This window comes from Kitasatospora sp. NPDC004615 (assembly GCF_042873545.1).
Classification (GTDB): Bacteria; Actinomycetota; Actinomycetes; order Streptomycetales; family Streptomycetaceae; genus Kitasatospora.
On record NZ_JBIALQ010000011.1, the window covers coordinates 39,235 to 58,885 of the forward strand.

A 19,651-nucleotide genomic window follows, 5' to 3' on the forward strand; every position below is an offset into this window, starting at 1 on the left:
GCCGTTGCGGACCACCGGGCCCATGATCCCCCACCGGACCGGTCGGATCGAGCGACCGGCTCCGCTTTGTCGGCACCGGATGCGAGACTGGGCCGCACCATGAACGTCTCGCACTTGGGGCAGGCTTCCCCGTCGCTCCGGCGGCTCTCCGAGCTGCGCGGCCCCGCGCCGCAGCGCAGTCTCGATGCCCGGGCCCTCGCCGCACTCGCCGCCAATCCCGGATGCCGCCGCCGCGCGCTGCTGGATGCCGCGGGGGTGGACAAGACCGCGCTGGCCGATCGGCTGGGCCGGCCCGCGCCGTTCGGCCAGTCGCCGTTCGCGATCCGCCGCGGCCTCCAGTTCGAGTCCCGGCTGAAGCGGGACGGCTACGCGGTGCTGTTGCAGCCGCTGCGCCGCCTGCTGGGGGTGCCGGAGGAGGAGGTGGCCTCGCTGGCGGTGCCGGATCTGCTGCCTTCGCAGTCACCCGCGGTGCGCGCGGAGCGGACGTTGGCGGCGCTGGCCGAGGCGTCCGCCGATCCGGCGTCCTGGACGCTGCTGGACCATCCGATGCTGCGGCTGGAGGTGGCGGGCAGCCCGGCGTACCTGGAGCCGGACGCGGTGGTGGTGCACGGCGGCCGGTGCACCGTGGTGGAGATCAAGTCCTTCCCGGTGCTGGACGGTTCGGCCGATCCGGCGAAGGTCGGTGCGGCGGCCCGGCAGGCCGCGGTGTACGTGCTGGCGCTGCAGGAGGCGGCGGCCCGGCTGGCCGGCGCCGAGGCCTCCGCCGATCCTTACGCGACGCAGGAGCTGCCGGGCGCGCCGGAGTTGACGGCGCTGCTGGTCTGCCCGAAGGACTTCTCCAACCGGCCGGTCGCGGTGCCGGTCGATGTGCGGCGCGAACTGTCCACCACCCGGCGTCAGTTGTCCCGGATGACCAGGGTGGAGCAGCTGCTGGAGGCGCTGCCCGAGGGGGTGACGTTCGATCTGGCGCGGGACGATTCGGGTGCGCCGACCCGTCCGGTCGAGGAGTTGACCGAGGCGGTGGCGTCGGTGCCGGCCGCGTACGGTCCGGAGTGCATCTCGACCTGCGAGCTGGGTTTCCACTGCCGGGCGCAGGCCCGCTGCGCGGGTGCGGTGGAGCAGTTGGGCCGCGGGGTGCGCGGGGAGCTCGGTTCGCTGCGCACCGTGGAGGCGGCGCTGGCGGCGGCGGAGCGGGGCGCCGGGGAGGGCCTGGAGCCTTCGATGCTGGCGGAGTTGGGGCTGGACGAGGCGTCCGAGCGGCTGGCGTACGCGGCGCGGCTGCGGGCGGAGGCCTTGGCGGCCGGGGGCGTGCGGCTCGGAGGCGTGCGGTGAGTCTGCTGTCGACGCTGGCGCGGCTGGAGGCGGTGCGCGGTCAGCGGGCGGAGCCGGTGGCGACGGTGCTGCACCGCCGGCTGTCGGAGCGTCCGATGGTGCTGGTGCCGTTGGCGGCGGCGGGTGAGGCGGGTGCGCCGCTGGCGGTGCTGCTCGGCACGGACCGGGACGCGCCGCGGCTGCATCTGGTGCCGCAGCCGCTGAACCGTTCGCAGCGTTCGGAGTTCCTGGCGGCGATGGCGGCGGACGTGGTGCCGTACCTGGAGTCGTTCGGCGAGCAGGTGGAGCTGCTGGAGGGTTCGGAGAAGGACCCGGTGAGCGGCGAGAAGCTGCCGGTGGTGCGGGAGTTGTGCGTGGACGCGCCGCAGCTGATCGTGCCGAACGCGGCGGGGGTGGCGCATCTGGCGCTGCTGGGGCGTTCGACCCGGTTCCGTCGTACGGCGGAGGACCCGGAGCCGGGCGAGTATCCGGCGCCGACCCGGGTTCCGCTGCTGGGGCGGTGGTTGACGCATCTGACGGACCGGGCGCAGGTGCCGGGTTCGTCGATGCTGCTGGCGATGACGGGGCTGTTGGCGCGGCACTGGGCGACGGGTCAGTCGAACCTGGAGGACCAGCACCTGGCGGCCCGGCTGGCCTGGCACCTGCCGCCGGCGGGTCTGGAGCCTGCGGCGACGGGTGCGGCGGCCGCGGAGTGGGTGGAGTCGGCGCGCGACGCGGACGGTCTGCTGGTGCATCCGCCGGCCGGTCCGGCGACGGATCCGCGGTTCGACGAGCAGGTGCTGGCCCCGGCGATCCTGCGGCACGACGCCGCGGTGGCGGTGTGGGAGCGGGCCGGGGCCGCGCGGGACGCGAAGGAGGAGCGGCGCGCGGCGGGGCTGATCGAGCAGGCCCGGGCGGAGCTGTCCCGGGTGCTGCTGGCGGCGACGCTGCCGACCTGGCACGACGTGTGGCGCGGCCTGGATCTGCTGCGGGAGCTGCCGCCTGCCGGTCATCTGCCGGACCGCTGGGAGGGCGACCGCTGGTCGTTCACCATGCACCGGGACCGGGTGGCGGCGGGTGAGCCGCCGCAGCCGCGCCGGGACGACGCGGTGACGGCGGCCCGCAAGCTGGCGCAGCGCGAGCGGGAGCAGGCGAAGCTGGAGATCCAGGAGGCGCTGGACGATCCGCTGGCGATGGCGGAGCGCCGGCTGGCGGGCGAGGCGTTCGCCGGCGAGGTGGTGGACGTGGTGCCGGAGTGGTCCGAGGGCCGCTCGCCGAAGCCGCGTCCGCTGCTGGTGGTGAGCACGGGCGACCGTCCGCATGCGGATCCGGGCCGTGAGGTGTACCGGGCGCACGCGGAGCCGGCGCAGCGGGCGGAGATCGTGTCGTCGGCGCCGGGCGAGGTGGTGGTGCGGCTGCTGTCGGGGATGGGCCGGCGGAAGGATCCGGAGCCGGGCAGTGTGCCGGCGGTGGGCGACCAGGTGGTGTTCACGCTGTTCGAGCTGACGCCGCGCCAGTCGGCGCCGTTGCCGGAGCCGGCGGACACTCCGTGGACGCACGGCGGTCCGCCGGTGGTCGGCGAGGATTCACCGGCCGGTTCGGACGAGTGGGAATGACGTACGGATGAGTTTCTCTGGAGAGCTGGTGACCAACCCCCTGGACGCCCCGGGCGCGTTGTCGCCGGGCGAGGCCGCGGACCGTGCCGTCGCGGGGATCCTGGACGCGGTGGTGCGGCCGCGGCCGGGTGCCCCGCGCGGGGTGGTGGTGGATTCGCCGCCGGGTGCGGGCAAGTCGACGCTGGTGGTGCGGGCGGCCCGGGAGCTGGTGGGTGCGGGCGAGCGGCTGATGATCGTCGCGCAGACCAACAGCCAGGTGGACGACCTGGTGGACCGGTTGGCGTCGAAGGCCCCCGGCATGTCGATCGGCCGCTTGCACGCGAGCGATTCGAAGCCTGCCCCGGAGGCGCTGCGGCACCAGAACGTCACGGCCAGGGACAAGGTCGCGGACCTGCTGGAGCAGGACGTGGTGATCTCCACGGCGGCGAAGTGGCAGTGGGTGAAGACCGAGCAGCCGTGGCGGCAGGCGATCGTGGACGAGGCGTACCAGATGCGCTCGGACGCGTTGCTGGCGGTGGCCCGGCTGTTCGAGCGGGCGCTGTTCGTCGGTGATCCGGGCCAGTTGGACCCGTTCACGGTGGTGGGTACCGACCAGTGGGCGGGCCTGTCGTACGACCCGTCGAGCTCGGCGGTGGTGACGCTGCTGGCGCACAATCCGGCGATCCGGCCGCACCGGCTGCCGGTGTCGTGGCGGCTGCCGGCCTCGGCGGCGCCGTTGATCTCGTCGGCGTTCTACCCGTACACGCCGTTCCGTTCGGGCACCGGCCCGGGTGAGCGGACGCTGCGTCCGGGGGTGCGGGCGGACGGTTCGGCGGTGGACGCGGCGATCGACGAGGCGGCGGACAGCGGCTGGGCGCTGCTGGAGCTGCCGGCCCGGCACACGGTGCGGACCGACGCGCAGGCGGTGGCGGCGGTGGCGCAGACGGTGCGGCGGCTGCTGGAGCGGGAGTTGACGGCGGTCTCGGAGCAGGGTTCGGCGCCGTTGACGGCGGGCCGGGTGGCGGTGGGCACGGCGCACCGGGACCAGGCGGCGGCGGTGCGGGCGGAGCTGGCCCGGCTGGGGGTGCCGGTGGATCCGGCGCTGGGCGAGGCGGTGACGGTGGACACCGCGAACCGGCTGCAGGGCCGGGAGTACGACGTCACGGTGGTGCTGCATCCGCTGTCGGGGCGGCCGGACGCGACGGCCTTCCACCTGGAGACGGGGCGGCTGTGCGTGCTGGCGTCCCGGCATCGGCACGCGTGCATCGTGGTGGCGCGGGCGGGCATCGCGGAGCTGTTGGACGAGCATCCGTCGACGGAGCCGGTGCAGCTGGGGGTGGCGGTGAAGTTCCCGGACGGCTGGGAGGCGAACCACGCGGTGCTGGCGCGCCTGTCCGAGCACCGCGTGCGCCTGACCTGACGCGCACCGGCGCGCGGAGGGTGGCGCGCGCCGGTGCGGGGGAATAGCAACCGGGGGCGCACCGTTCCGCTACCTGCGGTCCGCGCGCGACAATGGACGACGGCCGTCTTCCCTTCACCACCCCGGAGGTGCCCCGCCATGCCCGACTCGCACCCGCAGGCGTCCGACCAGAGCGGTACGCCGGTGCCGGCTGCCGTACCGGCCGTGCCGGGGCCTGGCGATCGGGGGCGCCGGATCCGCCCGGCCCAGTTGATCTTCGAGCCGGAGGGCAAGGAGCCCGAGCCGGAGCGTTTCTTCGACCTGGAGTCGATCGCCGATCCGGCCGAACTGCTGTCCCGCTCGACCGAGTTGACGCTGGCGTTCCGCGCCGCGGCGGAGCGCGCCACCGACTTCCAGGCGATCGCCGCGGCCCAGCTCGCCGACCCGCGCCGGTTCGACGCGCTCTCCGCCGAGCAGATCGCCGAGCGCGCCGAGTGGACGCCCGACTACGCGCTGAAGATGGTCGAGTACGGCCGCACCCTGCAGCGCCGCGGTCTCGAGGAGTAGCCGCCTCCAGGCCGCTGGCATATGCGGCGGGCGATGGTACGCCCTCGCCGCCGCCGATGTGCGGTGAACGCGGTTTTCGCAGCGGCCCCGGGCGTGGCCGGTCCACGCTGGGCGGGTGGACATCTGGACCTATCAATCCGTCGAGTACGTCAGCGTCGCCGGGGAGGCGTGGCTGGCCTCCGCCAGCGAGTACCCGAGCAGCATGCGCGCGCTGTGGGAGGCCCGTCCGTGGGCGCCCGCCGTCCTGCCGTGCGGCCGGGCCTTCGACGTGATCAGCATGCCGGCGGTGTTCGGCCGCCGGGTGCTCGACGAACTGTGGGCGTCCGGCCCGGGCTGCGGCCCGGTGGCCGGCTTCCGCGGCCGCGTCCTGCTGTTCGCGCAGCCGGGCACGGCGGCCCGGCTGCGCACCCTGCTGGCCTGGGAGGAGTGGGCCCGGGACGTCCCGCCGCTGCTCTGCCACGGCATCGGCGACGCGGTGACGGTGCCCCCGGTCCAGCGGGCGATGGACTCCACCGACACGGCCGGCGGCCGCTGGATCGTCGCCCCGGACACCCGCGAGCCCTGGCTGCCCGGCGCGTCCGTGGTGCTGTGGGCCTGCGTCCGCGCCGCCCGTGCCCACGCGGGCGACCCGCTGCCGAACGCCCGCTGAACCCCGGGTGCCCGGCGGACGGCACTCCTGGCGGAAACGGATTTGGGCTCCGGCGCCGGCCGCTGCTAAAGTCTTCCACGTCAGCAAGCGCCGCTAGCTCAGTTGGTTAGAGCAGCTGACTCTTAATCAGCGGGTCCGGGGTTCGAGTCCCTGGCGGCGCACAGACGGTCGAAGGCCCCTCGCGGAAGCGGGGGGCCTTCGGCGTTTCCGGGCCGGGAGGGCGGGGCCGCCGCCCGGTCGGGCGCGCGTAAAGGGCTGCTAATGTCCCGGTCATGGCGTCCGACGACCTGCATTCCGACTGGGCCGCCTGGCTCGACGCCGAGCTCGCCGAGGCCGAGGCGGCCGCGTTGCGTGCCCATCGGCACGAAGAGCTCCAGCGGCGGCTGCGGCGGGTTTTCACGTGGACGGGGGCGGTGACGTTGGTGGCCGGCCTGGGGTTCGGGCTGGTGTACACGGCGCAGCACGGCCCGGAGCCGCGTCCGGCGGGGCCGACGGCCTCGGTGGCGCCGACCCCCCAGGGCTGACCACGCGGCGCTGACCCCGCAGGGTCAGGGCAGCAGGATCACCGCCAGGCGGCGTGGTCCGTGGACGCCCTTGACCCGGATCATTTCGATGTCGGCGGTGGCGGACGGCCCGCTGACGAAGGTGAGCGGGCGGGTCGGGTCGACTGCGGCGAGCGCGCCGGGCAGTGCGGAGTGCACCTGGGCGGCGCGGACCACGCAGACGTGCAGGTCGGGCAGCAGGGTGGCGGCGCGCCGGCCCTGGCCGGGTCCGCCGTCGAGGACCAGGGTGCCGGATTCGGCGACGGCTGCGGCGCAGGTCGTCAGGACGGCGTGGGTGGCGTCGAGTTGGGCGTTGCTCAGCGGCGGCCGGTCGGCACGCACCTCGCCGTCCCAGTCGGCCGTCCACTCGTCCGGCAGCCCGGCGGGCACCACCGCGCTCCGGGCGCCTTCGAGCGCCTGCGCCACCGCGGTGCCGATCCGGTCCGCGCGCAGCACGGTTGCCCCGTACTCGGTGAGCCGTTCGGTGAACAGGGCGAGCACGGCGGGGCGGTCGGCCTCGTCGAGGCCGGGGGCGTGCCGCAGGTAGTGGCGGGGCTTTTCGGGGACGGGCGGGACGGCGGCGGCGCGGATCCGGCGGAGGATCTCGGTGCGGGCGTCGGTCACTTGGGGTCTCCTTCGGTCCGCTTCCACCAGCTGCGGAAGGACTCCCGGGGGATGGCGGGGAGGGTGCGGCTGTCGGTCCAGCCGCCGAGCGGTCCTGGCAGGCTGATCCGCCGGGGCAGCAGCAGTGGGCCGACCAGTCCGATGCTCTTCACGGCGGCCTTCCAGGCGGCCTGATGTTCCATCACGCCGCCGATGGCGCCGAGCGCGGCGCGTTCCAGGGGGTGCTGTCCGCCGTCGGCGACCTGGGCGCGCAGGTCGAGCAGCACGTCGGTGAAGCGGATCCGCACGGGGCAGACCTCGTTGCAGGCGCCGCACAGGGTGGAGGCGTACGGCAGGGAGGCGGTCTGCGGGTCGTCGAGGCCCTTGAGCAGCGGGTTGAGGATGGCGCCGATCGGCCCGGGGTAGACGGAGCCGTAGGCGTGGCCGCCGGTGCGCTCGTAGACGGGGCAGATGTTCATGCAGGCGCCGCAGCGGATGCAGCGCAGTGCCTGGCGGCCGGTCGGGTCGGCGAGGGCGCGGGTGCGGCCGTTGTCGACCAGGACGAGGTGGAAGGCCGCCGGGCCGTCGCCGTCGGTGGTGCCGGTCCAGGTGCTGGTGTAGGGGGCCATCCGTTCGCCGGTGGCGTTGCGGGCGAGCAGTTGCAGGAAGACTTCGAGGTCCTGCCAGCGGGGGACGGTCTTCTCGATGCCGACGACGGAGATCAGGGTGTCGGCGAGGGTGAGGCACATCCGGCCGTTGCCCTCGGATTCGACGACCACCAGGGTGCCGGTCTCGGCGACCAGGAAGTTGGCGCCGGAGACGGCGACCTTCGCGCCGAGGAACTTCTCCCGCAGGTGCAGCCGGGCCGCTTCGGCGAGTTCGGCGGGCTCGTCGGTGAGCCCGTCGGGTGCGGGGCGGCCGTGCCGGCCCATTTCGCGGACGAAGATGTCGCGGATCTCGCTGCGGTTGCGGTGCAGCGCGGGCACCACCACGTGCGAGGGCAGGTCGTCGCCGAGTTGGACGATGGTGGCGGCGAGGTCGGTCTCCCGGGCGTTGATCCCGGCGGCTTCGAGGGCGGCGTCGAGGCCGATCTCCTCGGTGAGCATCGACTTGACCTTGACGATCTCGCGTTCGCCGGTGGCCCGGACCAGGTCGGTGACGATCCGGTTGGCCTCGGCGGCGTCCCGCGCCCAGTGCACGGTGCCGCCGGCGGCGGTGACCTTCTCCTCCACCTGGAGCAGGTACTCCTCCAGGTTGGCCAGCACCTGGTCCTTGATCGCGGCGGCGGAGTCGCGCAGCGCCTCCCAGTCGGGGCGTTCGGCGGCCAGTACCGCCCGCTTGCCCCGGATGGTGTGCGTGGCGCGGCGCACGTTCTCCCGCAACTGCCGGTTGCCGACCTCGCGTTCGGCGGCCTCGGGGAACGCGGGCCAGCCCAGGAACGACCTCGTCATCGCGCACTCTCCACCACGGGGACGCCGGGCAGCGGCCCGTCCTGTTCGGTCCGGGCCAGGATCTCCACCAGGTGCAGGGTGCGCACCGGGTGGCCGTCCCGGTCGAGCCGGCCGCCGATGTTCATCAGGCAGGAGTTGTCGACGGCGGCCAGTACGGACGCCCCGGTCTCCCGCACGTGCCGGGCCTTGTCGCCGTTCATCGCGCCGGAGACCGCCGGGTTCTTCACCGAGAAGGTGCCGCCGAAGCCGCAGCACTCCTCCTGCGCGGGCAGCTCGACGAAGTCGATGCCCTTGACGGCGCGCAGCAGCCGTTCGGGCCGGTCCCCCAGCTTGGTGGCCCGCAGGCTGTGGCAGGTCGGGTGGTAGGTGACCCGGTGCGGGAAGTACGCGCCGACCTCGGTGACGCCCAGCCGGTCGGTCAGGTACTGCGTCAACTCGACGACCCTGGGCGCGAGTTCGGCGACGGCCCGGGCCAGGCCGGGGTCGCCGGCGGCGGCCAGCGGGTAGGCCTCGGCGGGCATGCCCGCGCAGGACGCCGAGGGCACCACGATCTCCTCGTAGTCGCCGAAGGTGTCCACGAAGTGCCGGGCCAGCTTGGCGGTCTCCTTGCGGTACCCGGTGTTGAAGTGCATCTGCCCGCAGCAGCTCTGGCCGGGCGGGAAGTCCACCTCCACGCCGAGGCGGCGCAGCAGGGTGACGGTGGCGCGGCCGGTGTCGGGGAACAGGGTGTCGCCCAGGCAGGTCACGAACAGGGCGGTCCGGGGGTGAGGGGCGTTCGGGGGCATGCCCGCATCATAGATGCAAGCTTAGATGCAAGAGTGGGATGCGTGGCAGAATGGCGTGGTGACCGAAGCCGAGCCACATCCCGCAAACGCACAGCCCACCGCCGAGCGGGCCTACCACCACGTCCGCACCCGACTGCTCGACGGCACCTGGCCGGGCGGCACGCTGCTCTCCGAGGGCGTGGTCGCGCTCGAGCTGGGCCTGTCCCGCACCCCGGTCCGGGAGGCGTTCCTGCGGCTCCAGTCGGAGGGCTTCCTGCGCCTGTACCCCAAGCGCGGCGCCCAGGTCGTCCCGATCGCCCCGGGCGAGGCCCGGAACGTGCTGGCCGCCCGGGTGCTGTTCGAACGCGCCGCCGTCGACGCCCTCGCCGAACGCGGCCCGGCCGCACTGACGGCCGCCGCCGCCGAACTGCGCGCCGCCTGCGAACACCGCGACCCGCACCCCGTGGAGGCCGGCCGGCACTTCCACCTGACGCTGCTCAGGGCGGCCGGCAACCCCGTCCTGACCTCCCTGTACGAGACCCTGTGGGACCGTCAGATACGCATTTCCGCGGCCGCCACCGCGACCCGCGCGCACGCCGACGAGGACCACGCCGAACACCAGGCACTCGCCGACGCCCTCGCCGTCCCGGACCCGGAACTGGCCCGCGCACTCATCTCGGCGCACGCGGACTCCCTGCTGGCACGCATCAACTGACGCCGAGGGCCCCGGGGAACACTCCCCGGGGCCCTCGTGCATCAAGTGCCTACTTGCGGCCGCGCAGCTCCCGGTAGCGGGTGACCAGGTTGGCGGTGGAGGCGTCCAGCGCCTCGCCGCCCTGGCCGGTCAGCAGCACCGGCTCGATCTTCTTGGCCAGCACCTTGCCGAGCTCGACGCCCCACTGGTCGAAGGAGTCGATGTTCCAGACCGCGCCCTGGACGAACACCTTGTGCTCGTAGAGGGCGATCAGCTGGCCGAGCACGTGCGGGGTGAGCTCGTCGGCCAGGATGGTGGTGGTCGGGTGGTTGCCGCGGAAGGTCTTGTGCGGGACGAGCTCGGCGGGGACGCCCTCGGCCGCGACCTCCTCGGCGGTCTTGCCGAACGCCAGCGCCTGGGTCTGGGCGAAGAAGTTGGCCATCAGCAGGTCGTGCTGGGCGACCAGGCCGGCCTGCAGGTCGTCGACGGGGCGGGCGAAGCCGAGGAAGTCGGCGGGGATCATCTTGGTGCCCTGGTGCAGCAGCTGGTAGTACGCGTGCTGCCCGTTGGTGCCGGGGGTGCCCCACACCACGGGGCCGGTCTGCCAGTCGACGGGGCGGCCGTCGCGGTCCACCGACTTGCCGTTGGACTCCATGTCGAGCTGCTGGAGGTACGCGGTGAACTTCGACAGGTAGTGCGAGTACGGCAGCACCGCGTGCGCCTGGGCGTCGAAGAACGCGCCGTACCAGACCCCGAGCAGGCCCAGCAGCAGCGGGACGTTCTGCTCGGCGGGCGCGGTGCGGAAGTGCTCGTCGACCAGGCGGAAGCCGGCCAGCATCTCCTGGAAGCGCTCCGGGCCGATGGCGATCATCAGCGACAGGCCGATCGCCGAGTCGTACGAGTAGCGGCCGCCCACCCAGTCCCAGAACTCGAACATGTTGGCGGTGTCGATGCCGAAGTCGGCGACGCCCTGCGCGTTGGTGGACAGCGCCACGAAGTGCTTGGCGACGGCGGCCTCGCCGGTGTCGAGCTGCCCGAGCAGCCAGCTGCGGGCGGCGACCGCGTTGGTGACGGTCTCGATGGTGGTGAAGGTCTTCGAGGCGACGATGAACAGCGTCTCGGCGGCGTCCAGGTCGCGGACCGCCTCGTGCAGGTCGGCGCCGTCCACGTTGGAGACGAAGCGGACCGTCAGGTCGCGGTCGGTGTAGGAGCGCAGCACCTCGTAGGCCATCGCGGGGCCGAGGTCGGAGCCGCCGATGCCGATGTTGACGATGTTGCGGATCCGCTTGCCGGTGTGGCCGGTCCAGGCGCCGGAGCGCACCCGCTCGGAGAAGTCGGCCATCTTGTCCAGGACGGCGTGCACGGCCGGGACGATGTTCTCCCCGTCGACCTCGACGACCGCCTCGCGCGGGGCGCGCAGCGCGGTGTGCAGGACGGCGCGGTTCTCGGTGGTGTTGATCTTCTCGCCGCGGAACATCGCGTCACGCAGCTCGGCGACGCCGGTGGCGGCGGCGAGCTGGCGCAGCAGGTCCAGGGTGCGGTCGGTGACCAGGTGCTTCGAGTAGTCGATGAACAGGTCGCCGACCTGAAGGGTGTAGCGGCTGCCCCGGTCGGGGTCGGCGGCGAACAGCTCGCGCAGGTGCTGGTCGCCGAGCTCGGCCCGGTGCTTCCCCAGGGCGGCCCACTGCGGGGTGCGGTCCAACGGGGTCCGGCCGCTGGCGGGGGTGTCCGACATCGGTTGCTCCTTGGGTCATGCGGTGCCGATACCGGCAGTTCCGGCGGAAAGGGTGGCTGGGGCCGGCGGCTGCCTCACCCGTCGTCAGCCATGCCCGGCCCCAACCCTATTCCCTGCGGGTCTCCCCGCCGGGACATCCACCGGCTCGCACGCCGAGCGGTCGACGGGCCGTCACTTCCTGGCCGACTGGAGGTCGAGCGTCCGCAGCACGTGGTCCGCGATCTCGGGGTCGGCACCGGATTCGCCGCGGGCGACGAGCACCTCCCGGCGGGACGCGGCGATCATCTCCTGCTCGACCGCGAACGCCTGCCGCCACTTCTTGCCGCGGCGCTTCGCCTCCATCGCCTCCTCCTCCTCGTACCGGTCCGGGCAGAGCCGGGCCAGCCGGTCGTGCTGGCGCTCACGCAGGCGCTCGGTGATCTCCGGCGGCAGCTGGTCCTCCTCCTCCAGTTCGGTCAGCCGGTGCAGACCGGCCTTGGCGGCGCGCCACCACAGGTCCCGGACGGCCTGCTCGTGCGCGTCGTGGTCGCTGTCCAGGCCGAGCAGCTTCACCACGTAGGGCAGTGTCAGGCCCTGCACGACCAGGGTGAACAGCACGACGCTGAAGGCGATGAAGATGATCTCGCTGCGGGCCGGGAAGTCCAGCCCGTTGTGCAGGGTCAGCGGAATGGCGAGGGCCAGCGCGACGGTGGCGACACCGCGCATCCCGGACCACCACAGCACCACGGTCTCCCGCCAGCTGATCGGGGTGTCCTCGTCGCCGTGACTGAGCCGCTTGGACAGCCACGCGGCGGGCAGCAGCCACAGCAACCGGACCACGACCACCACGGCGATCACGATCGCGGTGTCGCCGAGCATCGTGTGCCAGGTGTCCTTGACGTCCTTGAGAACGGTCGACAGCTCCAGGCCGATCAGGCCGAACGCGACACCGGTGATCAGGGTCTCGACGATCTCCCAGAACGCGTTGCCGACCAGCCGGTACGACACCTCGTCGGCGTCGGTCGCCCGGTCCGCGAGGTACAGCGCACACACCACCACGGCGAGCACGCCCGAGCCGTGCGCCTCCTCCGCCAGCACGTACGCGGCGAACGGCACCAGCAGGTTCAGCGCCACCTGCTGAGTGGGGTCCTCCAGCAGCCCGGCCAGCTTGGCGTTGGCCCAGCCCAGACCGACGCCGACCGCCACCGCGACCACCGCGGACAGCAGGAATCGCAGCACCGCGTGCCCCACCGACAGGTCGCCGTTGACGACCGCCTCGACCGCCAGCGAATAGATGACGATCGCGGTGACGTCGTTGAACAGGCCCTCGCTCTCCAGCACCGAGATCAGTCGGCGCGGCAGCCCCACCTCACCCGCCACCGCGACGGCCGCCACCGGGTCGGGCGGCGAGACCAGCGCACCCAGCGCGACCGCCGCCGCGAGCGGCGCGGCCGGCACCAGCCAGGAGAACACGCCCGCCACCACGGTCGTCGTGACGATCACCAGCGCGACGGCCAGCAGCAGGATCGAACGGATGTTGGCCTTGAAGTAGCGCACCGAGGAGCGCCGCGCCACCGCGAAGATCAGCGGCGGCAGCACCAGCGGCAGGATGAACTCCGGGTCGATCTCCACGTTCGGGATCTGCGGCACCAGCGCGAACACCAGACCGACCAGCGTCATCAGCACCGGTTGCGGGATCCTGCTCTTCCGCGCCAACGGCATCGTCACCACCGAGGCAAGCAGCACCAGAAAGAGCAGGGTCAGCTGGCCCACGACAGTTCCTCTCGGCAGAAGCGGACGGCCGCGTTCAGCATACGTTCCCCCCTCAACCGGACCGATTGTGTGTTTCCGGCCCTGACCAGGTAATGTTCTCCCCGTCAGCAAGCGCCGCTAGCTCAGTTGGTTAGAGCAGCTGACTCTTAATCAGCGGGTCCGGGGTTCGAGTCCCTGGCGGCGCACAGACAGCACGAAGGCCCCTCGCTCACGCGAGGGGCCTTCTGCGTTCTCAGGGGCTTCTGTCTCAGGCCGCACGCCGCTCATTGACGCACAGCACGTTGCCGTCCAGGTCCTTGAACCACGCGGCCCGCATGCCGTCGGCCTCGGCGACACCGTCCAGGGTCTTCAGCCCCGGCAGGTCGTACTCCTCGAACACCACGCCGCGACGGCGCAGGTCGGCCATCTCGGTGTCCAGGTCGGAGACCTTCCAGCTGGCCAGCGTATGACCGGCCTGCCCCCCGTAAGGCGTCTCGTACAGCGAGAACTCACAACCCCCGGACCGGAACGTGACGTCCTCCGCCCCCTCCTTCACCAGCTCCAGCCCGAGCGTCTCCTTGTAGTACCGCTTGGCCCGCCCCATGTCCGTCACCGGAATCACCGCACACAACGGCGCATCGCCCAGCATCACCACCACCTCCTCCCCTCAGGCTAGGCACCCCACCCCACCCCGGCGACCCCCCACCGCCTGCGGCGGGCCCGAGGAAGAGAGGCAGAGAAAGCGCCTGCGGCGGGCGGGGCTCCCCTCCCCCTCGAAAGCCCGCCGCAGGCGACAGCCCCACACGCAGCCGAGGCCGGCCACCACCCGGCGGCCGGCCCCTTTCCGTTCTGCGGAGCGCTTAGCCGAAGTAGCTGTGGAAATTCCGCGAGAACTCGTTGCTGTTGTAGTTGTCCCAGTTGATCGACCAGGTCATCAGCCCGCGCAGGTTCGGCTGCTTGCCAGCCCGCGGGGTGTAGGAGCCGCAGCTGGTGCCCTTGGTGAGGCAGTCGAGGGCCTGGTTGACCACGGCCGGGGCGACGTAGCCGTTGCCGGCGTAGGTGTTGGCGGGCATGCCGATCGCGACCTGGGAGGGCTTGAGGGCCGGGAACATGTTGGCGGTGTTTCCGGCCACCGGGAAGCCGGCGAGCAGCATGTCGGTCATGGCGATGTGGAAGTCCGCGCCGCCCATGTTGTGGTACTGGCCGTCGAGGCCCATGATCGAGCCCGAGTTGTAGTCCTGGACGTGAAGCAGCGTCAGGTCGTCCCGCAGTGCGTGGATGACCGGCAGGAAGGCGCCGGCCCGCGGGTCCTGGCCGCCCCAGGGGCCCGAGCCGTAGTACTGGTAGCCGAGCTGGACGAAGAAGGTCTCCGGCGCCATGGTCAGCTGGAAGTTCGCCCCGTACTTGGCCTTCAGGGTCTTCACGGCCGAGATCAGGTTGGTGATCACCGGCGTGGTCGGGTTCTTGAAGTCGTTGTCGCCGGTGTTCAGCGACAGCGAGTGGCCTTCGAAGTCGATGTCGAGGCCGTCCAGGCCCCACTTGTCGATGATCGAGGAGACCGAGGAGACGAAGGCGTCGCGGGCGGCAGTGGTGGTGAGCTGCACTTCGCCGTTCTGGCCGCCGATCGACAGCAGCACCTTCTTGCCCTTGGCCTGCTTGGCGGCGATCGCGGCCTTGAAGTCGGCATCGGACTCCGCACCCGGGCACTGGGCGACGGGGCAGCGGTTGAAGTGGATGTTGCCGGAGGTGATGGAGTCCGGTTCGCCGAAGGCCAGGTCGATGATGTCCCAGCTGTCGGGGACGTCCGACATCTTCAGGTAGCCGGCGCCGTTGGCGAAGCTCGCGTGCAGGTATCCGACCAGCGCGTGGCTGCCGGGGGGCGGCGGGGTGCTCGCCGAGCTCGACGGGCTGGCCGAAGCCGAGGCCGAAGCGGAGGCGGACGCGGAGGAAGAGGGAGAAGCGGAGGCGGACGCAGAGGAAGAGGCGGTGGCGGACGGTGACCCCGTCGGCGCGCCCGGCCCGTCCAGGGAGATGTCGTCCGCGTAGTAGGCGCCCTGTCCGTACCAGCCGTGGGTGAAGACGGTGGCGGAGGTCTGGGTGGCGGTGGTGGTGAAGCTGACGGACAGCTTCTGGTAGCCGCCGCCGGTGCTGGGTGTCCAGGTGGAGCTGCCGCCGTTGACGCCGAGGTAGACGTACGCGCCGTTGACGTAGGCGCTGAGCGTGTACGTGGTGCTGGGGGCGACGGCGACGGTCTGGGTGCACTGGGCGGTGTCGGTGGAGGAGGCGGCGCCGGCCAGCGCGTAGGTGCCGGTGTGGGCGTGGCCGGTGACGACGCTGCCGGTGGTGCCGCTGCAGGTCCAGGGGTTGAGGGTGCCGGATTCGAGGCCGCCGTTGACCAGGAATTCGCCGGCGGAGGCCGATCCGGCCAGTCCGAAGCTGACTGCGACGGCGGCCGCGGCGGCCACCGCCCAGGCGGTTCCGGCGGCGATCAGCCGCTTCCTTCGGGGAGTGCGCATGTGGGGATGCTCCTGCCTCTGTGTGGGGGACGTCCCTCTCCCGCCCGCGGGGCTGTGGGGTTCCCGGCCGGGGGCGTGCCGCCGCACCGGCACGCACCCTGGGGAGTTGGACTAGACCACTGAACCGGCTCGGCCCGGCGCTGTCAATGCGCTTGCGGCGCAGGTTCGTTGAGCGTCGATCAGGTACGCCACGCGGCCCCGGATCCGCCCGCGTTGCGGCCCCCGGCGCGGGGTCGAACCATGGAGAGGTGCCCGGATATCTGCGTTTCCCCCATGTACGCGGCGGTCTGCTCGCCTTCACCGCCGAGGACGACGTCTGGGTCGCGCCGCTCGCCGCGGACGGCCGGATCGGTCGGGCCTGGCGGGTCACGGCCGACCGGACCAGGGTGAGTCACCCCAGGCTGTCGCCGGACGGTGCGACGGTGGCCTGGACTAGCTGGTTCGCGCTGACTCCGGAGGTGTTCACCGCGCCGGTGGCGGGTGGGCCCGCGACCCGGCTGACCTACTGGGGCAGCCAGGACACCCGGGTTCGCGGGTGGCTGCCGAACGGGGAGGTGCTGGCGGTCAGCTCGTACCACGAGCCGTTCGCGCACTACACGTGGGCGTGGGAGCTGCCGCCGGACGGGTCGCCGGGCCGCCGGATGCCGTGGGGGCCGGTCGCGGACGCGCAGATGGGGGCGGGGCACACGGTGCTGCTGACCGATGCCGCCCCGCACGAGCCGGCGTTCTGGAAGCGCTACCGGGGCGGCGCGAAGGGGCGGCTGTGGGTGGACCACGACCTGCTGCTGCCGGACCTGCCGGGGCACCTGGCCGCGCCGATGCCGGTGGAGACCCCTACCGGGACCAGGGTGGCGTTCCTGTCGGACCACGAGGGCGTCGGCAACGTGTACTCGGTGCGCCCGGACGGCACCGATCTGCGACGGCACACCGACCACGCCACGTACTACGCGCGCGAGGCCGCCACCGACGGCACCAGGATCGTCTACCAGCACGCCGGCGACCTGTGGCTGCTGGACAGCCTGGACGCGCCCGCGCCGCACCGCCTGGAGGTGCCGCTCGGCGGCGCCCGGTGCGGCCGTCGCCCGTACCAGGTGAGCGCCGCGAACAACGTCAAGGACCTGGCCTGCGACGCCACCGGCCGGGCCGGGGTGATCAACGTGCGCGGTTCGCTGTACTGGCTGACCCACCGGGACGGCCCGGCCCGGGCGCTGGCCGACACCCCGGGGGTGCGCTGCCGGCTGCCGCAGGTGCTCGGCTGGTCGGGCCGGGCCGCCTGGGTCACCGACGCGGACGGCGAGGACGCGATCGAGCTGGCGCCGCTGCCCGGCAAGGACGGCCCGGCGGACGATCCGGCCCCGCACCGGCGGATCGCGGCGGGCCGGATCGGCCGGGTCCAGGAGCTGTCCGCCGCCCCGGACGGCAATCTGCTCGCGGTGGCCTGCTCGGACGGCCGGCTGCTGCTGGTGGACACCGCCGAGGGCGAGGTCACCGAGGTCGCCGCGTCCCGGTTCGGCCCGGTCTCCAGCCCGTCGTTCTCCCCGGACTCGCAGTGGCTGACCTGGTCCCAGCCGGTCGCGGGCCGCTCGCTGCGCGCCGTCCGGCTGGCCCGGGTGGACCGTCCCGGGCACGTCGTCGACGTCACCGGCGGCCGGTTCGAGGACGAGCATCCGGTGTTCACCCGGGACGGCCGGTTCCTGGTGTTCCTGTCCTGGCGCGGCTTCGACCCGGTGCACGACGTGCACACCGGCGACCTCTCCTTCCCGCTGGGCTGCCGCCCGTACCTGGTGGCGCTGGCCGCCAACACCCCGTCGCCGTTCGCCTCCCCCGCCGAGGGGCGCCCGCCGGTGGGCCTGGATCCGGAGGAGGCCACCGGCGACGGCACCGTGCGGGTGGACGAGGACGGGCTGAGCAAGCGCCTGGTGCCGTTCCCGGTGATCGCCTCCAAGTACTCGGCGACGGCGTCGGTGCGCGGCGGCGTGGTGTGGCTGCGCTGGCCGATCTCCGGCGCGCTCGGCCAGACCTTCGCCAACCCGGAGGACACCTCCGGCCGCCCCGCCCTGGAGTACTTCGACCTGGCCCGGGGCCGCCGCAGCACGCTGGTCGAGCAGCTGGACGGCTTCGCGGTGTCCGCCGACGGCTCGGCGATCTCGGTGTTCTCGGCCGGTTCGCTCAAGCTGTACCCGCTGGCCGCGCCGACCGCCCCCGTCCCGGTGGACCTGCGCCGGATCACCCACACCGTGCACCCGGCCGCAGAGTGGCGGCAGTCCTACGCCGAGGCCGCCCGGATCGTCGCCGACCAATTCTGGGACCCCGGCATGTGCGGCCTCGACTGGGCCGAACTCACCGAGCAGTACGCCCCGTTGGTGGAACGGATCGCCTCCCCCGACGACTTCGCCGACCTGCTGCGCGAACTGCTCGGCGAACTCGGCACCTCGCACGCCTACGTCACCCCGTCCCGGCGCGGCGAGGGCCCGGCGCTCGCCCAGCTGCCGCTCGGCCTGCTCGGCGCCAACGCGCACCGCGACCCGGACGGCCGCTGGCTGGTCGACCGGATCCTGCCCGGCGAGTCCTCCGACCCCAAGGCCCGCGCGCCGCTCGCCGGTTACGGCCTGCACGACGGCGACGAGCTACTCGCCGTGGACGGCCGCCCGCCCGACCCGGTGCGCGGGCCCGCGCCGCTGCTGGCCGGCACCGGCGGCACCACGGTGGAGCTGACCGTCCGCCACGGCGGGCAACCGCGCCGGATCGCCGTCACCCCGCTCACCGACGAACGGCCGATCCGCTACCAGGACTGGGTGGCCAAACGCCGCCACCTGGTACGGGAGTTCAGCAACGGCGTGTGCGGCTACCTGCACATCCCGGACCTCGGCGGCTCCGGCTGGGCCCAGTTCAACCGCGACCTGCGCTCCGAACTCGCCCACCCCGCCCTGGTGCTGGACGTCCGCGGGAACGCCGGCGGCAACGTCTCCGAACTGGTCCTGGAGAAACTCCGCCGCCGCGTCCTCGCCTGGGACTTCACCCGCGGCCGCCAGCCCGTCCGCTGGCCCCGGGACGCGCCGCGCGGCCCCGTGGTGGCGCTCGCCGACCACGCCACCAGCTCCGACGGCGACGTCATCATCGCCGCCATCAAGGAACTCGCGCTCGGCCCGGTCGTCGGCAGCCGCACCTGGGGCGGCGTGGTCGGCATGACCGGTCGGCACGCCCTCGGCGACGGCACCCAGATCTCCGTCCCGAAGAACGCCTCCTGGTTCTCCGGCGGCATCGGCTTCTCCGTCGAGAACCAGGGCGTCGCCCCCGACATCGAGGTCATCCGCACCCCCCGCGACTGGGCCCGCGGCGAACGCACCGACCTCGCCGCCGCCGTCACCCTCGCCCTCGACCTCCTCACCACCACCCCCGCCGCCGCACCTCCGCCCGCCAGCGTCCCCCGCCCCGACCTCCGCCGGCCGCCGCTGCCGCCGCGGCCGTAGGAACGCCGAGCGGCCGGCCCCGGCTGGGGGCCGGCCGCTCGGCACCGGCGTTCACGGGTGGGTGTCAGCCCCAGGGGTCGCCCTCGGCGGTCATGTTCTCGGCGGCCTCGCGGTCCTCGCGTTCCTGCTGGACGCGGCGTTCGGCGTCGTCGCGGGCGCGTTCCACGTTGTCGCCGAAGGCGTCGGCGGCCTCGTCGTGGGCGAGGGCGGCCCGTTCGGCGGACTCCTCGGGCGGGGCGGTGGGCTGGGCGGGGTGGTGGCGGAACCTGTCGAAGATGCCCATGTCTCCTCCTCGGGTGGGCGCCCCCCTGCTTCGGTGCCTCACTTGTCACGGTACGCCGCCGGGGAGCGGTCGCACGTACCCGTGCGGGCTCCGCCCACCCTCGCACCGGCCCCCGGACGCCGCACCCCGACGGCCCGCGACTCACCCGCCCGGCGCAGGCCCCCGACGCGCCGGGGCCGGGCCCGAACTGCCTTGTGCCGCAAGGGAGAAGGTCGATAGTCCCGGGCGGCTCGTGCCCAATGGCCGTAGCCGCCGCGGGGTCCGCCGCCCGAGCCTGAGGGGGTCAACCGGTCCCGGCAGTGCCGCCGGGGCGCCCCGCAGCCGCACCCCGAGAGGTGAGC

At 73.3% G+C, this 19,651-nt stretch carries 16 protein-coding genes and 2 tRNA genes; 10 read left to right on the plus strand and 8 right to left on the minus strand.

From position 1 onward, the window contains the following. Positions 1-99: 99 nt before the first annotated feature. The 7 genes from ACFYS8_RS30875 to ACFYS8_RS30905 all read left to right on the plus strand — a co-directional run bounded on the left by ACFYS8_RS30875 (position 100) and on the right by ACFYS8_RS30905 (position 6,045). The gene (locus tag ACFYS8_RS30875; RefSeq protein ID WP_387647274.1) at positions 100-1,332 is read left to right on the plus strand and encodes a hypothetical protein; all 1,233 of its coding nucleotides are present in this window, start codon (positions 100-102) and stop codon (positions 1,330-1,332) included. Continuing rightward, positions 1,329-2,927, plus strand: a complete 1,599-nt coding sequence (locus ACFYS8_RS30880; RefSeq protein ID WP_387647276.1) for a hypothetical protein — start codon at positions 1,329-1,331, stop codon at positions 2,925-2,927. The genes ACFYS8_RS30875 and ACFYS8_RS30880 overlap by 4 nt, the downstream gene beginning before the upstream one ends. A 7-nt stretch (positions 2,928-2,934) precedes the next feature. Continuing rightward, entirely contained in the window at positions 2,935-4,326 is a 1,392-nt protein-coding gene (locus ACFYS8_RS30885; RefSeq protein WP_387647277.1) for an AAA domain-containing protein, read from the plus strand. A gap of 138 nt (positions 4,327-4,464) precedes the next feature. Next, the gene (locus ACFYS8_RS30890) at positions 4,465-4,872 is read left to right on the plus strand and encodes a hypothetical protein (protein WP_387647278.1); all 408 of its coding nucleotides are present in this window, start codon (positions 4,465-4,467) and stop codon (positions 4,870-4,872) included. Between the two features lie 115 nt (positions 4,873-4,987). Then, entirely contained in the window at positions 4,988-5,521 is a 534-nt protein-coding gene (locus ACFYS8_RS30895; protein ID WP_387647280.1) for a bifunctional DNA primase/polymerase, read from the plus strand. Positions 5,522-5,608: 87 nt separating this feature from the next. After that, positions 5,609-5,682: transfer RNA gene (locus ACFYS8_RS30900), tRNA-Lys, on the plus strand. A gap of 111 nt (positions 5,683-5,793) precedes the next feature. Then, positions 5,794-6,045 (plus strand): hypothetical protein, encoded by a 252-nt coding sequence (locus ACFYS8_RS30905; protein ID WP_387647283.1) that lies wholly within the window; start codon positions 5,794-5,796, stop codon positions 6,043-6,045. Between the two features lie 24 nt (positions 6,046-6,069). On the opposite strand, the gene ACFYS8_RS30910 is transcribed toward ACFYS8_RS30905, so the two are convergent. Genes ACFYS8_RS30910 through ACFYS8_RS30920 form a run of 3 tightly spaced genes read right to left on the minus strand, consistent with a single transcriptional unit; the run spans position 6,070 to position 8,902 of the window. Then, a complete protein-coding gene (locus ACFYS8_RS30910) occupies positions 6,070-6,687 on the minus strand; it encodes a lactate utilization protein C (protein ID WP_387647285.1) in 618 nt (205 codons plus the stop codon). Further along, complete coding sequence (locus ACFYS8_RS30915) at positions 6,684-8,117, minus strand: lactate utilization protein B (protein WP_387647288.1); 1,434 nt, start codon at positions 8,115-8,117, stop codon at positions 6,684-6,686. Before ACFYS8_RS30915 ends, ACFYS8_RS30910 begins: the two co-directional genes overlap by 4 nt. Further along, positions 8,114-8,902, minus strand: a complete 789-nt coding sequence (locus ACFYS8_RS30920; RefSeq protein WP_387647291.1) for a (Fe-S)-binding protein — start codon at positions 8,900-8,902, stop codon at positions 8,114-8,116. Before ACFYS8_RS30920 ends, ACFYS8_RS30915 begins: the two co-directional genes overlap by 4 nt. Positions 8,903-8,960: 58 nt before the next feature. Between ACFYS8_RS30920 and ACFYS8_RS30925 the strand changes: the two genes are divergently transcribed. Beyond that, positions 8,961-9,596 carry a GntR family transcriptional regulator gene (locus ACFYS8_RS30925; RefSeq protein WP_387647293.1) on the plus strand — a complete coding sequence of 212 codons (636 nt, stop codon included), beginning with the start codon at positions 8,961-8,963 and terminating at the stop codon, positions 9,594-9,596. Between the two features lie 49 nt (positions 9,597-9,645). Here the strand turns inward: ACFYS8_RS30925 and pgi are convergent, their stop codons facing one another. Together pgi and ACFYS8_RS30935 are read right to left on the minus strand one after the other, a co-directional pair. Beyond that, the gene (gene pgi, locus ACFYS8_RS30930; RefSeq protein WP_387647296.1) at positions 9,646-11,310 is read right to left on the minus strand and encodes a glucose-6-phosphate isomerase; all 1,665 of its coding nucleotides are present in this window, start codon (positions 11,308-11,310) and stop codon (positions 9,646-9,648) included. A gap of 171 nt (positions 11,311-11,481) precedes the next feature. Continuing rightward, the gene (locus ACFYS8_RS30935; RefSeq protein ID WP_387647298.1) at positions 11,482-13,062 is read right to left on the minus strand and encodes a Na+/H+ antiporter; all 1,581 of its coding nucleotides are present in this window, start codon (positions 13,060-13,062) and stop codon (positions 11,482-11,484) included. Positions 13,063-13,173: 111 nt separating this feature from the next. Here ACFYS8_RS30935 and ACFYS8_RS30940 point away from each other — a divergent pair. Then, positions 13,174-13,247 (plus strand) — tRNA-Lys (locus tag ACFYS8_RS30940). A gap of 62 nt (positions 13,248-13,309) precedes the next feature. Here the strand turns inward: ACFYS8_RS30940 and ACFYS8_RS30945 are convergent. Continuing rightward, positions 13,310-13,690, minus strand: coding sequence for a VOC family protein (locus ACFYS8_RS30945; RefSeq protein ID WP_387647301.1), 381 nt, complete (start codon positions 13,688-13,690; stop codon positions 13,310-13,312). 211 nt (positions 13,691-13,901) lie between these two features. Continuing rightward, complete coding sequence (locus ACFYS8_RS30950; protein ID WP_387647304.1) at positions 13,902-15,557, minus strand: chitinase; 1,656 nt, start codon at positions 15,555-15,557, stop codon at positions 13,902-13,904. Between the two features lie 146 nt (positions 15,558-15,703). Here ACFYS8_RS30950 and ACFYS8_RS30955 point away from each other — a divergent pair, with 146 nt between their 5' ends. Continuing rightward, entirely contained in the window at positions 15,704-19,027 is a 3,324-nt protein-coding gene (locus ACFYS8_RS30955) for a S41 family peptidase (protein WP_387647307.1), read from the plus strand. A 64-nt stretch (positions 19,028-19,091) separates the two neighbouring features. Here ACFYS8_RS30955 and ACFYS8_RS30960 read toward each other — a convergent pair whose 3' ends face one another. Further along, positions 19,092-19,310 (minus strand): hypothetical protein, encoded by a 219-nt coding sequence (locus tag ACFYS8_RS30960; protein ID WP_387647309.1) that lies wholly within the window; start codon positions 19,308-19,310, stop codon positions 19,092-19,094. Positions 19,311-19,651 lie beyond the last annotated feature (341 nt).